Origin of the sequence: Chitinophaga sp. CF118, assembly GCF_900112615.1 — a bacterium.
GTDB lineage: Bacteria > Bacteroidota > Bacteroidia > Chitinophagales > Chitinophagaceae > Chitinophaga.
The window spans coordinates 682,963-697,257 of sequence record NZ_FOMK01000001.1 but is presented as its reverse complement, the minus strand read 5'-3'; the positions used below and the strand labels follow the sequence as shown (position 1 = coordinate 697,257).

General features: G+C 42.6%; 14 protein-coding genes. 7 read left to right on the top strand and 7 right to left on the bottom strand.

Annotated elements, in window-relative coordinates; all coding sequences use genetic code 11:
• Positions 1-160 precede the first annotated feature (160 nt).
• From BM176_RS02670 to BM176_RS02645, 6 genes are all read left to right on the top strand, one after another.
• Positions 161-859, top strand: a complete 699-nt coding sequence (locus tag BM176_RS02670) for an LOG family protein (RefSeq protein ID WP_090099274.1) — start codon at positions 161-163, stop codon at positions 857-859.
• A gap of 87 nt (positions 860-946) precedes the next feature.
• Positions 947-1,591, top strand: coding sequence for an O-methyltransferase (locus BM176_RS02665; protein WP_090099272.1), 645 nt, complete (start codon positions 947-949; stop codon positions 1,589-1,591).
• Positions 1,592-1,617: 26 nt separating this feature from the next.
• Positions 1,618-3,111 (top strand): glucosaminidase domain-containing protein, encoded by a 1,494-nt coding sequence (locus tag BM176_RS02660; protein ID WP_090099270.1) that lies wholly within the window; start codon positions 1,618-1,620, stop codon positions 3,109-3,111.
• A 26-nt stretch (positions 3,112-3,137) separates the two neighbouring features.
• Positions 3,138-3,674 carry a hypoxanthine phosphoribosyltransferase gene (gene hpt / locus BM176_RS02655; protein ID WP_090099268.1) on the top strand — a complete coding sequence of 179 codons (537 nt, stop codon included), beginning with the start codon at positions 3,138-3,140 and terminating at the stop codon, positions 3,672-3,674.
• A 93-nt stretch (positions 3,675-3,767) separates the two neighbouring features.
• Complete coding sequence (locus BM176_RS02650; protein WP_090099267.1) at positions 3,768-5,531, top strand: YfbK domain-containing protein; 1,764 nt, start codon at positions 3,768-3,770, stop codon at positions 5,529-5,531.
• Positions 5,532-5,675: 144 nt separating this feature from the next.
• Positions 5,676-6,803, top strand: coding sequence for a glycosyltransferase family 4 protein (locus BM176_RS02645; protein ID WP_090099265.1), 1,128 nt, complete (start codon positions 5,676-5,678; stop codon positions 6,801-6,803).
• On the opposite strand, the gene BM176_RS02640 is transcribed toward BM176_RS02645, so the two are convergent.
• The 4 genes from BM176_RS02640 to BM176_RS02625 form a co-directional block, all read right to left on the bottom strand.
• Positions 6,792-7,838 carry a glycosyltransferase gene (locus BM176_RS02640; protein ID WP_090099263.1) on the bottom strand — a complete coding sequence of 349 codons (1,047 nt, stop codon included), beginning with the start codon at positions 7,836-7,838 and terminating at the stop codon, positions 6,792-6,794. The genes BM176_RS02645 and BM176_RS02640 overlap by 12 nt on opposite strands.
• Positions 7,839-7,841: 3 nt before the next feature.
• Entirely contained in the window at positions 7,842-8,789 is a 948-nt protein-coding gene (locus BM176_RS02635; protein ID WP_090099261.1) for a class I SAM-dependent methyltransferase, read from the bottom strand.
• Positions 8,790-8,957: 168 nt separating this feature from the next.
• Positions 8,958-10,124 carry a molecular chaperone DnaJ gene (gene dnaJ, locus BM176_RS02630; RefSeq protein ID WP_090099259.1) on the bottom strand — a complete coding sequence of 389 codons (1,167 nt, stop codon included), beginning with the start codon at positions 10,122-10,124 and terminating at the stop codon, positions 8,958-8,960.
• Positions 10,125-10,190: 66 nt separating this feature from the next.
• On the bottom strand, positions 10,191-10,766 hold the full coding sequence (locus tag BM176_RS02625; protein ID WP_255373412.1) for a nucleotide exchange factor GrpE: 576 nt from the start codon (positions 10,764-10,766) through the stop codon (positions 10,191-10,193).
• A 137-nt stretch (positions 10,767-10,903) separates the two neighbouring features.
• Here BM176_RS02625 and BM176_RS02620 point away from each other — a divergent pair, with 137 nt between their 5' ends.
• Positions 10,904-12,076 (top strand): class I SAM-dependent rRNA methyltransferase, encoded by a 1,173-nt coding sequence (locus tag BM176_RS02620; protein ID WP_090099257.1) that lies wholly within the window; start codon positions 10,904-10,906, stop codon positions 12,074-12,076.
• Positions 12,077-12,259: 183 nt separating this feature from the next.
• On the opposite strand, the gene BM176_RS02615 is transcribed toward BM176_RS02620, so the two are convergent.
• From BM176_RS02615 to BM176_RS02605, 3 genes are all read right to left on the bottom strand, one after another.
• Positions 12,260-12,610, bottom strand: a complete 351-nt coding sequence (locus tag BM176_RS02615) for a T9SS type A sorting domain-containing protein (protein ID WP_090099255.1) — start codon at positions 12,608-12,610, stop codon at positions 12,260-12,262.
• 135 nt (positions 12,611-12,745) lie between these two features.
• Positions 12,746-13,216, bottom strand: coding sequence for a redoxin domain-containing protein (locus tag BM176_RS02610; protein ID WP_090099253.1), 471 nt, complete (start codon positions 13,214-13,216; stop codon positions 12,746-12,748).
• Positions 13,217-13,254: 38 nt separating this feature from the next.
• A complete protein-coding gene (locus tag BM176_RS02605; protein WP_090099251.1) occupies positions 13,255-14,286 on the bottom strand; it encodes a PorP/SprF family type IX secretion system membrane protein in 1,032 nt (343 codons plus the stop codon).
• Positions 14,287-14,295 lie beyond the last annotated feature (9 nt).

Genomic DNA, 14,295 nt, shown 5'->3' with positions numbered 1-14,295 from the left:
TAGCCTGACAACGGCGGTTGCATGTTCATAACGTGTTAAATGTTAAGCAGGTTTCTTTTGAGTTACCTGCTTCTTTTTAGTCCTGTTTTTCAGTATGTTGAATGGTTCACACGCCACTTTTCACTATTTTAGCCCTTTAATGAACAAATAAATTCCGGCAATGAATGATCGTTTAAAGCACCTGAAGGAAAGAGACTGGACCGAAACCAAAGCACATTCAAGCTGGCAGATCTTTAAGATCATGGCCGAATTTGTAGATGGTTTTGAGGCCCTTGCCAAAATGGGTCCCTGTATTTCTCTATTTGGTTCAGCACGTACTAAACAGGGAAACAAGTATTATGAACTGGCGCATGAAATAGCCCGAAGGCTGTCTGATGAAGGATTCGGGATCATTACCGGTGGTGGTCCGGGTGTGATGGAAGCAGCCAATAGAGGTGCACAGGAAGCAAAGGGAAAATCTGTAGGAGTGAACATTACACTGCCGCATGAGCAATACCCTAATTCATATGTAGATTACGACAAGAACCTGAACTTCGACTATTTCTTTGTCCGCAAAGTGATGTTCACCAAATATTCCCAGGGATTTGTGATGATGCCCGGAGGATTTGGTACAATGGACGAATTCTTTGAAGTAGCTACACTGATACAAACAAAGAAGATGACGGAAACGCCTATGGTACTGGTAGGGAGGGAATACTGGAGTGGGCTGCTGGAGTGGATCCGTACAGTGATGATGGAAAAAGAAAGTAACATTTCACCGGAAGATCTTGGACTGTTGAAGTTATTTGATACAGCAGATGAAGTGGTGGAATATTTCAGGGTATTTTATACTACCAATAAGTTGCGGCCTAATTTCTAATGATCTTGTTTATGCAATATGAAAGCTGCGATATGCGTTGAGGATTAAGCATTCAGCATTTTTCGTAGGTTTGCACAAATTATGCTCATGGAATTAATACCTGTTGCAGTAGAAGCATACGCGGAAAAGTATACCAGTCCGGAAAACGGATTGCTTCAGCGCTTGAATCGCGAAACGTATTTAAAAATAGAGCAGCCGCATATGTTAAGTGGCCATCTGCAGGGAAACTTCCTGAGTATGGTAAGTTATATGTTGCGGCCCGCACGTATACTGGAACTGGGCACGTACACCGGGTATTCAGCGATCTGTCTTGCACAGGGCTTAACTGAAAACGGGATCCTGCATACGATAGATATTAATGAAGAAAGAGAGGATATGTGTCTGCGATACTTCGAAGAAGCTGGTCTTTCACATAAAATAAAAATGCATATCGGTAAAGCTGCCAGTATCATTCAGGAACTGGATGAAGTGTTTGACCTGGTGTTTATTGATGCAGATAAAACAGGCTATGAGCATTATTATGATCTTGTATGGAGTAAATTGCGCCCTGGTGGATTTATTCTCGCAGATAATGTGCTCTATCACGGTGAAACGCTGCTGGATAAAGCACAGCAAAGCAATAATGCCAAAGCAATGGTTAACTTTTGTGAAAAGGTAGCAGCAGATGTACGGGCAGAACAATTATTATTAACAATTAGGGATGGACTACTAATGATCAGAAAAGCTGACTGATCTGAATACCCATTAAATCAATATACATGCAACTAAAGAGATGCTTTTTAGTGGTTAGTTTTCTTATTGGCTGCATGCCATTGCTGGAAGCACAAACCATGAGTACGCAGCAATACATTGCTACATACAAGGATGTAGCAATAAATGAGATGAAGGCAAATGGGATACCTGCTTCTATCACACTGGCCCAGGGCGTTCTGGAAACACAATCCGGAAATGGCTGGCTGGTGTTGAATTCCAACAATCACTTCGGTATTAAATGTAAGAATAACTGGACGGGTGCAACGGTTAATTATGATGATGATGCCCGGCAGGAATGTTTCCGTAAATATAATTCAGCAGCAGACTCTTATCGTGATCATTCCCAGTTTCTGAAGAATAATCCCCGGTATGCCTTCCTGTTCCAGTTCCAGGCAGAGGATTATAAATCATGGGCCTATGGTCTTAAACAGGCAGGTTATGCTACCAGCAAAACTTATCCGCAGCAACTAATCAAAATTATAGAAGATTATAACCTGCAACAATATACGTTACAGGCAGAAGGAGTAGCAACAGCCGGTACATTTGAAGATAGCCGTGCTGCAAAAGATGCGGAAATCCGCGATGATCAACCCGGCCGTACAACAGCTGGCTCATCGGCTACTATATCATCTGGCATAAACACAGCTGCTATTCCAAAAGGAGTATTTGAGATCAACGGCCGTAAGGTAATTTACCTGCCGGCAGGTACTGCATTGATTAAGGTGGCGAATGACAATGATATAAAACTGCGAAATCTGGTTCGCTATAACGATTTGCAGGATGATAACCTGTTGCCGAAAGATATGTTTATCTATCTGCAGAAAAAGAGCAAACAGGGGAAAGATGATTATCATGTGGTGAAGTCCGGTGAAACAATGTATGACATTGCACAGGCAGAAGGGATCCAGTTACGCTGGCTGCGCCGCCGTAATAAAATGGAAGAAGGACAGGAACCCGCAGCAGGTGAAAAACTGGCCCTGGCAGGATATGCAAGCAGCGTTCCCCGCCTCGCTAAGCAAGCACCTAAAGAAGATCCAACAGAGGGAGATTTGTCTCCCCGTGCTATTGTAAAAGATGTGAAGGAACAGGTTGAAGCAGCGCAGCAGGCAGCACAGCAACAAGCGGTGGCACAACAGCAGCAACAGGCAGCTCCTGCACAGAATAGTCTTCCTCCGGGAATGGTGGACGATTTGAAAAAGGTGGCAGAAGTGAAACCAGCAGGTAGTAACACACCTGCAAACCCGGTAGCAGCACCCGCAGCCCCTGTGGTAAAGAATACCACACCGGCAACTCCCGTAACTCCTGCAGTGAAGAATCCTGCACCCGCTCCTGTAGTGAAAAATGCTCAGGGACCGTTATATCATGAGGTGCAACCTAAAGAAACCCTATATGGTATTGCAAAGCAATACAATGTATCAATAGCGCAGCTCCAGGAATGGAATCACATAGAAGCATACGATATCAAAATAGGGCAACGACTTTTGGTAGGAAAAATGTAGACATCTTAAATAGTAAACCGAATCACATGTCTGTAATACAGGTGCACGACAAGAAATTTCAACCTTACATTAATGCTGCAGAATTGCAGAATCGTATTCAGGAGCTGGCCGCACAGATCAATAAAGACCTGGAGGGAGAAAAACCACTGTTCATCGCCATCCTGAATGGTTCTTTTATGTTTGCTGCGGATATTTTTAAATATATCACCATCGAAGCAGAGATCTCCTTCATCAAACTGGTTTCCTATAAAGGAACCAAATCCACCGGCAATGTAGTTACCTCTATCGGCCTGGATGAAGACCTCTTTGGCCGTACAGTAGTGATCCTGGAAGATATTGTGGACACCGGTAAAACATTAAGCCAGTTCCTGCCGCAACTGAAACACCAGCAGCCTAAGAAGATGATAATTGCAGCCCTGCTCACCAAGCCGGACGCATTGCAATATAAAATACCCATCGATTACCTGGGTTTTTCAGTTCCCAATAAGTTCCTCCTGGGATACGGCCTGGATTATGATGGCCTTGGACGTAACCTTCCTGAGATCTATCAGCTGGTAGAGTAAGCGACGTAACTTCCTCATATCTATTCGTTATGTGCTGTATAAGACAGCACTTTTTTTGTTATATTTATACTACGCGTATATGATATAACACTGATGAAAAGGCTCCTTATGCTGCTGGGCAGCTTAATAATCCTTGTACCTGTAAACGCCCAAAAAATCTGGATAACCGGTGCTGTTGAAGACAGTATCTCCCATAATCCCTTATCAGGAGTGATTGTCGAAGTGATCAATGATACGATTAAGGTAACGACCAATCAATATGGCCTTTTCCGTATAGCGGTTCCCTCCAGAGATGCGGTGCTGTTATTCAGGCACAATAAATATCGCCCCAAACAGGTGGCGGTGGGAACCTATAACCGTATCCTGGTGGATATGGACACTCAAGACGGTACTGACGATCCTATCTCAAAGGCGAAAGCCATTGCACGCGAACGTTTTTCTCATAGCTCCAATCCATATTATGGTAATTCCAGTATGGGAATAAGAGCATTTTTTGATGAAACTTACGGAACACTTTACGAGAATAAATTCATAGAAACCGCCGTGAAAGCGACTTCTATATTTGCTGTAGATGTAGACCGAGCTGCCTACAGTAATATCCGCCGGTTTATACATCTAAAAGAGCGCATCCCTGTGGATGCTGTCCGCATAGAAGAGATGGTAAACTATTTCCATTACCATTATCCACTGCCACCACCCGGCAAAAAACTGGCTATTTCCAGTAGTTACGCAGGCTGCCCCTGGCAACCTGCACATGAATTGCTGCAGATAGTGGTACGAAGTGAAGCTGTTAATATTGATAGTTTGCCCCCCAGTAATCTTGTTTTTCTGATAGATGTTTCCGGTTCTATGGGTACCCCAAATAAGCTACCGCTACTGCAGGCTGCATTCCGCATATTGGTGAATAATCTGAGGAAAAATGACCACGTCGCTATTGTTGCTTATGCAGGAACACCCGGTGTAGTACTGCCCAGCACGCCAGGAAACCAGAAGGATAAAATCCTGAATGCGATCGACTACCTGAGTGCTGGTGGAGCCACTGCTGGTGAGGCCGCTATCAAACTAGCCTACCAGATTGCAGAAGAGAACTTCATCAAGGAAGGGAATAACCGCGTTATAATGGCTACAGACGGCGATTTTAATGTAGGGCAGACAAGCGATCAGGATATGGAACAACTGATCCTGGGTAAAAAGGAAACCGGGGTATTGCTTACCTGCCTGGGTTTTGGTATGAAGGATTATAAAGACTCCAAGCTGGAAACTTTGTCCAGAAAAGGAAATGGCAATTTCGCCTATATAGATAACCTGGAAGAAGCCAGTAAAATCTTTGCCAGGGAATTTGGTAGTACCTTATTTACCGTTGCCAAGGATGTAAGAGCGGATGTAGCATTCAATCCCGCCAGGGTAAAGTCCTACCGGCTAATTGGATATGAAAATAAAGTGATAAAGGATGAGGCCACTAACAGCGATAAGATATCCGGCGGTATTATCGGAGCCGGACATTGTGCAGTTGCTATTTATGAGATCATTCCTGTGGCAGGAGCCACTGTAGCAGGCTCTCCTTTGGCAGAAGTGGCTTTGCAATATCGCGAACCTGCTGATACTGTTTTACATACGATCAATTACGAAGTCCCCGGAGTACCAGTTTCCTTTTCAGATGCCACTTCCGATTTTCGTTTTTCAAGCGCTGTAGCCCTGCTGGGCATGTTATTACGGAAGTCTGCCTATAAAGGTAATGGTTCCGGCAAAATGGTGCTGGAACTGGCAAAAAAATCAATCTCCGATGACCCCGGAGGCTACCGGAAAGAACTATTAAAGCTGGTAAAAGAACTGAAAAAATCAGGCCGTCTGGAATAAATTATTTACTTCTCATTATCCTGCGACAATTCTCTACAAGTGTTATTTACTGTTAAGCTCCACTTATGCCATTAAACTTTGCCCGATTTATGCATCTAAAGAAGAAGAGAATAACAACCGGCGAACTAAAACTTTGAGAAATCTATGCGGAGGAGCAAATCATTGAGGATTCTCGAATTAAATTTCGAGCGTTCATGGCGTGGAGGAGAGCGTCAAACCCTTTATAGCATGCAGGGATTTAAGGATTCAGGCGTTCGTGTAGCGCTGTTATGCAGAAAGAATTACCCCATGGAAACTAAAGCCAGGGCAGAAGGGTTTAAAGTAATTTCCTACTCAAATATTTTCGGTGTATTGTTTTACCTGATTTTAAGGGGATGGAGATACGACGTGTTACATGCACAAACTTCTCATATACTTACCTATTGCATTTTATCCAAACCATTCCATCAGGCAAAGATCCTCTTTACCAGACGGGTGGATTTTGTACCCCGCGGCAGAATGACATTGCTTAAATATAAACTGACAGATAAGGTAGTGGCTATCAGCAATGCTATTAAAAATATACTCGAAAAATTTGGTGCGGCCGATGTTCAGCTGATTTCCAGTGCCAGCGTATCCAAGCCTTTGAACAATGAAAGAGCCCGGCAGATCCTGAAAGAACAGGATATTCCTGCTGATGTACGGATAATAGGTACTACAGCTGCGATTGTACAACATAAGGATCCGCTTACAATGGTAGAAGCGGTACGTGAGCTGGCAGCTATCCGGAAAGATTTTGTGTTCCTGCATTTCGGAAAGGGAAACCTGGAAGAACAGGTGAGGCAGAAAATCACAGAATACGGACTGGAAAAGGTATACCGGTTGATGGGGTTTTATGAGAATGTGGAGGATGTGTTTTCCATACTGGATGTATTTGCAATGAGTTCAGAACAGGAAGGACTGGGTAGCAGTGTGCTGGATGCTTTTATGTACAAAGTTCCGGTAGTGTCTACCGATGCTGGTGGATTATCTGATCTGGTGCAGGGAGGACGTGGTATTGCATGCGGTATCAAACAGCATAGCATGTTGGCAAATGGCATGAACATATTGCTGGATAAACCGGAAATACGTGAAAGGATCATCCGGCGCGCATACGATTATACCTGCAGTAAACATAGTCTGCAGCATATTACCAGTAAGTATATGCACCTGCTTTTAAATATGAATAGACGTACTGCTACTGTCTCTGTGGAGCCAGACGTAGATGAGAACGTAGAGGTATCAGGAGGATAATAATTTTGTGGCCATTGCCAGGAATTTCTTACCTATTGCCAGGTGATTATAACTGGTTGTAATCTTTTCATAACAATTAGCAGCGATCTTTGTGCGTAGTGCAGGATCATTTTTCAGTAGCAGTATTTTTTCTGCTATTGCAGCAGCATTGTTTTCAGATAACAATATATCACTACCATCTTCAAAGATCTCACGGATAGCGGGTGTATCTTTTGTGATGATAGCTTTTTTCAGGGAAGCGTAATGGAAAATCTTATTAGGGATCACAACATCTGCTTTCTGTGTTTCTCCAAAAATCCCCAGGCAGAGATCAAATGCATTTACTTCTTCTGCCAGCTTATTATAATCTACCCAACCCGGAAAGCTGATATTCGTGAGCTGATAATCATCCGCCAGTTTTTTCATCGTATTATATTCAAATCCGTTACCAATCAGCCGGAAATGAATATCTGTATGTTTCCGTAAATAGTTAGCAGTTTCCACGATCATCTTTGTTCCCTGTAAGGGAATAAATCCACCATAAAAACCAGCAATAAAAACATTGTTGTTACGTTGTCCGGGTGATGGCTTGAAATCGTCTGTATTCACGCCTACAGGGAGAATCTGCAGTTTATTTAATGGGATACCGATTGTTTTATGAAAATATTGAAGATGCGCCTGAGTATCGCACAATACGAGATCAGCCATGCTCATGGAGATCTTATCTTTCAGGAAATTTTTTAATGCTCTTGGAGAGTATTTCGATACCTGTTTGTAATCAAATACTTTAGTCAGATAACGGGAAATCAGCGGATCAAAAATGACAGGTTTTCCAGACAGCCATTTTATCAGTGGTACATTCAAATGAGTAAAAGAAGGAAGGAAGATAACATCTGCCTGTTGACAAGCTTTACGCAGGGCAGGGAGGTGCAACTTATTTTTCTCTTTATAATTGTAAAAGGAAAGCGATACGCCTGGCTGCGCCAGCAGGCCATCAAGGATGATCTTTGTTCTGTTGTAGGCAGGATCAAATTTTCCGGCAACCAATATCTTCATTTCTTACTTCGTTATTTTGTAACACTTCCTGATCAGCTTCTGCTGAAAATCGAAAGGGATGGTTTGCGTTGTAATGTCTTTGATAGCAGACGCATTTACCTGGTCTGCTTCCAACACAAAACGGCGGTAGTTATTACTGAAATAAACGGTACCACCCGCTTTGGTAGCATGCAACACTTTATTCAGTATAGTCACATGGTCCCGCTGAATATCCAGGAACTCTTTCATGCGTTTGCTGTTGGAGAAAGTAGGAGGGTCGAGTACTACTATATCAAATTCATTGGCGGGCAATGTATCTAAATATTGCAGCACATCTGCATGTACAACAATATGTTTGTCTGTATCAAAGCCGTTCAGCTTCATATTCTCTTCTGCCCAGGCAAGGTAAGTCTTTGAGAGATCCACAGAAACGATCTGCGAGGCTCCTCCTGCTGCTGCATATACCGAGAATGAACCCGTATAACAAAATAGATTAAGTACCTTCTTATCCGCACATTCTGCCCTTACCATACCACGGGTAATCCGGTGATCCAGGAACAGACCGGTATCAAGATAATCAGAGAGATTTACTTTGAAAGAAAGCCCGGCTTCATGTGCTATCATCTCATGACTTTCAAAAGAGAGTTTCTCATATTGATCCTGCCGGCTGGCTTTGCGTTGCCGTTGTTTTACAAAGATTTTACCGGGCGGAGTTTCCAGTACTTTGGCTATTACTTCCAGAGAGCTGTCAAGCCATGTTTCATGCGCCTCTTCCTCCATCCCATGCTGTCGCTGATATTCGGAAACATATACATGATCTTCATACAGATCAATACTGAATGGGAATTCCGGAATATCGTCATCATATACCCTGTAGCAGGTAATGTTTTGCCGGCGAGCTGTTTTACGGAGGTGTTTGAACACTTTTATCAGCCGGTTTTCTAGCATTTGTAGTTTGGATGGATCGAACATGTAACCTGTAAAAATAAAACAATTAAAAGAGAATGGCCCCAACATCGCTAATATACCCATAAAGGCAAACTCCGTTAGTCATCCCTTGAAGGAGATTTCTAACGGAGTCTGTAATGTATTGCTGTTAACAGGCATAATTTGCTCTGTTAGAAGCGTCCTGTATTAATTTCAACTGAAAATATCTCTTACTTTTTCAAAGAATCCTTTCTCTGACTTTTCCGGGTTAGGCCGGAAGTTTTCGGACGACTGTGCTTTTTCCAGGAATGCTTTTTCTTCAGCACTTACCTGTTGTGGTGTCCATACATTTATATGGATCAGCTGATCGCCTTTTTCGTAAGAGTTTACAGAAGGGAATCCTTTTCCTTTCAGGCGGAAGATTTTACCACTCTGGGTACCTGCCGGGATTTTGATCTTAGCCTTGCCATCAATGGTTGGTACTTCCAATTGGGTACCAAATACGGCATCCGAGAAGGAAATGTACAGATCAAAGGCAACGTTTAATCCATCGCGATGTAGTTCCGGATGAGGTTCTTCTTCTATCAGAATAAGCAGATCGCCGGGAGCACCGCCTCTTTCACCCGCATTTCCTTTACCGCTCAGGCTTAATTGCATACCTTCCTGTACACCTGCCGGGATATCGATGTTGACCATTTCCTCACCATACATGCGGCCTTCACCTTTACAGTGTCCGCATTTGCTGGTAATGATTTGTCCTTCACCATGACAGGTAGGGCAGGTGGTAACAGTCTGCATTTGTCCCAGGAAGGTTTGTGTAACCTTCCTTACCTGGCCAGAACCACCGCAGGTATTACAGGTTTGAAATGCATTTTTATCTTTAGCGCCCAAACCGCCACAATGGCTGCAGGGCACATATTTTTTAACTTTTATTTTCTTGTTGGCACCTTTGGCAATTTCCTCATAGGTAAGACGGATCTTGATCCTGAGATTAGATCCGCGGGTTCCACGGGAACGTCTGCCGCCACCACCGCCACCGCGGTTGCCGCCGAAGAAGCTACCAAAGATATCATCCCCGAAGATGTCTCCGAAGTTAGAGAAGATATCATCCATGTTCATGTTGCCACCGCCGTAACCGCCACCGCGGCTACCGCCCATGCCAGCATGACCGAAACGGTCGTATTGTGCCCGTTTGTCGGCATCACTTAATACTTCATAGGCTTCAGCAGCCTCTTTGAATTTTTCTTCAGCTTCCTTATTGTCGGGATTTCTGTCGGGATGGTATTGCATGGCTACTTTACGGTAAGCCTTCTTTATTTCATCCTGGGAAGCGGTTTTGGAAATTGCCAGTATTTCGTAAAAATCTCTTTTGGTAGACATATATCACACTAAAGCCGGCAATAATGCCGGCGTGGTTAATGAAAAACATTTCTGTCAGAAAGTCACTTATTTCCCTACGATCACCTTTGCGTAACGGATCAATTTGTCATTAAGATAATAACCTTTCTGCATGTCATCCACTACCTTACCCTGCAAATCCGGGGTGGGTGCTGGTATTTCAGTAATGGCTTCGTGCAGATCCGGGTTAAATTCTGTATGCAAACTTTCCATAGGTTTCAGGCCTTTAGCTTGCAAGGTTGATTTTAACTTGTTGAAAACCAACATTACACCATCTTTTACGGCATTGATATCTGTAGTGGTTTCCAATTGTTTGGCGGCTCTTTCGCTATCGTCTAAAACGTCCAGTAAGGAAACAATTACTTCCTTATTGGCAGTTTGCATCAATTCTATACGTTCTTTGGCAGTACGTTTCTTGTAATTATCGAATTCTGCAATCAAACGAAGGTATTTATCCCTCATTTCGTCAAGTTCCTGTTGTTTTTTATCCTGAGCGCTTTCATCAGTCAAGGCATCGTTCATGTGACTGGTACCGGCCATATTCTCATCAGCATTAATATCCGGCGTGTTACCAATTTCGGTGTCCTGTCCGTTTGTCTGCATATCATTATCTTTTTCAGTCATGAAGTAAATTTGTCTTCTATGGGCATACAGTCAATTTGCTTGCCAACCGGCCCTGAAAAGACAAATTGACACAAATCTAAGGAACAGAGAGGTGCTAACGGAGCTTTTCTTACCTTTGCGGCCTCGAAACATTGATAATGACTAAAGTTTTTTTAAAGAAAAAGATCCAGAATCGCGTACTGCACGGCCATCCCTGGATATTTGGAAATGAAGTGGGGCAGATTGACGGAGATGTGAATGCAGGAGATATAGTGGATGTTTTCACTCATCAGGGCTTTTTTGTTGGCAGGGGATATATCAATCCACAGTCACAGATCCTGGTACGCCTGCTTACCCGGGATAAGGAAGAAGCGATTAATGAGGAGTTCTTTTACCGCCGCCTGCTGAAGGCCTGGAAATACCGCCAGCAGCTGGGGTACGTGGAAAACTGCCGTCTGGTGTTCGGGGAGGCGGATGAAATGCCTGCGCTGGTAATAGATAAGTTCAACGATTATTTTGTTATACAAACGCTGGCCCTGGGAATGGATCGCTGGAAAGGTGCCATTGTAAACGCCTTACAAAAGATTTTCTCTCCCAAAGGGATCTATGAAAGAAATGATGTACCAGTGCGTGAACTGGAAGGCATGCCTCAGCAGAAAGGTTTCCTGACAGCACCCTTTGATACGAACCTCATTATTAATGAAAATGGTCTGAAGTTCCATGTAGATATTGAAAATGGCCAGAAAACGGGCTATTTTCTTGATCAGCAGGATAATCGGAGGGCTATTCAACACATTGTAAAAGGGGCAGATGTACTGGAAGCGTTCTGTTATACTGGCACTTTTTCATGTCATGCCGGTTATTATGGTGCTAAGAGCGTAATGGGACTGGATATTTCTGAGCACGCTGTAAATACTGCCCGTCGTAATGCTCAGCTGAATAAACTGGATGATATCTGTAAGTTTCAGGCAGTTAACGCATTCGATGTATTAAAACAGTGGACAAAAGAAGATAAGAAGTTTGATGTGGTGATTCTGGACCCTCCGGCATTTACTAAAAGCAGGGAAAATATCCAGAAAGCCATCACCGGTTATAAAGAGATCAACCTTAGGGGAATGAAGTTGCTGAAACCAGGTGGTTTCCTGGTAACAGCTTCCTGTACGAATCTTGTACCTCCTTCCATGTTCCTGGAAATCATTGATATGGCCGCGAAAGATGCCAAGAAGAAATTAAGGCAGGTAACTTTTCAGACTCAGGCACAGGACCATCCGATTATGTGGAATATAGAAAATACAACTTATTTGAAGTTCCTGATAGTAGAAGTACAATAGTATTTAATATATCGAATCAAACTCCGTTAGCAGTTCCTGGAAGAGGAATTCCTAACGGAGTTTGTTTATTTCCAAAGAAAGGAGAACGTTTCCTTCAAACAAAACAGAATAACAGCTTTAAATAAAAACAGGGCGAATGATTACCATTCGCCCTGTTCAATTATTTTAGAAGAAGTATAAAAACTATTTAACTACGTTGAATTTGCCGGATTCTATAAGCGTACCCTGCCTGTCACGTAACTGGAAAATGTAAAGACCACTATAATATTTATCCAACTCTACAGTTGTACGCGTATTAAGATTCTTTATCTGATCAATTTGCTTTCCTAAAAAGTTGAATACAATAAGATCATAAACCTGATCGTTATTAGAATGTTGTAATTCAAAATTGATTCTACTGGTAGCGGGGTTAGGGTATAGCTTTACAATTTTATTACCACCATCGTTAAATGGAAGTTTATTGCTCTGTGCCTTCCCCGAGAAGGACAACAGGCAGATAAAACATGTTAGTAATAGTGTAAAGGTTTTCCACATAATATAAAGATAAAGATTTTTTTAAATATCACTCCATTTATTTCAAAATATCTGTTGTAAAAATAACAAATGGCAAGCCAAATAGGATGCCTTGCCATTAGTTTTGTACATTTTTTAACGCTTTTTAAATTCTTTTTATTGTAAGCTGGATAAATTATTCTTAACTGCCTGAAAATCAGGTAGGTCTCCAGCGGACTCTAAAACCTGCGCATACCTTACCACACCTTCTTTATCCACCACAAAAGCAGCTCTCTTAGATACTCCCTTCAGGTCCAGTACAAAATTTTCATAAAATGCACCATAAGCCGGGGATGCTTCTTTGTTAAAATCGGACAAAAGGGGGAAATTCAACTTCTGCTCTTCCTTAAATTTGCCCAAAGTAAATGGAGAATCCACAGATATACCCACTACCGCAGTATTAAGACCATTATACATTGAAATGTTATCCCTGATGCTGCAAAGCTCTGCTGTACAAGTGCTTGTAAATGCCATCGGGAAAAATAGGATCACCAGGTTCTGCCCTTTGAAATCGTCTAAAGAAACCTTTTGTTTTTCTGTATTCACTAATGAAAATGCAGGTGCTTTACTACCAATTTTTACGCTCATATATTCGACTGTTTATTTCTTGTAAAGATAGTATTTGTTTAAAATCTTGGGCAATGTACACTTTCCAGTGTACTGTTGCGACTGTTCAGGAAACCTTTGAATACAAGAGATAATTCAAATCCGCCAAAAGTCTGACTGGCAGTTTTGAGCTTGGAAATGTTTGCATCATAGCTTAACCCAATTTCATAAGTTTCCATATCCAGGCGGAAGGAAGGAATAATAGCATCATTCCAGCGCAACAGTAATCCTCCATATATTGCACGGGTACTTTCCAATCCCTGATCCAGCAGGCTGTACCCTACCAGGGCGCCACCAATGTATTCTGAATAGCTGCCCATATGTAACTGATTATACTGCCCGATTACTTTTACCCTTTCATCAACCGGGATGGTGATCCCTGCATTAATAGTGATCTTGCGGTCCATGGTAATACTGTTATCCTTATAAAAAGATACTTTAGGACGGTTAAAGTGGAAAAGTGCAGCACCTATAAAATAGTTGATGTCTTCTCCGATAGTGCTGTTGAAGCTCATACCTACCCCCATATCCACATAAGTATAACCTCGTAATGCCAGGTGGCCTTCTTCTCCGGATGCAACTGTGGGGTCGTAACGCCCGTTCATGTACTGGTTATTGAATGTCAGCTTGGTAGCGTCAAATTGTCTTTGTACAATGCCCCCCATAAAACCAAGGGAGAGAAACATGTTTTTGGTCTGACTGAGATTCTTATGATAGTTCACCGCAGGTAAGGCTTGCACGGATTGCAGACGGGCACTGCCTGCCCTGTCATATGTAAACTGAATCCCTGTGGTAAGAAAATCTTCACTTTTACCTACCGGGAATTTAAGTTCCGCACTCAATGCACCTGTTTGGTACGGGATGGTTACACTATTCCATTGATTCCGGTAAACAGCCTGTACTCTGTAATCTCCATTAAAAATACCTATCAGTGCAGGGTTACGCAAAATAGGCGTTTCATAAAACTGTGACAGGTGGATATCCTGCGCAGACAGCTGATGTACGCTACAAATGCTGAGTACCAATAACAGTTTTCTACAAATCATTCTCATGCTGCCAAG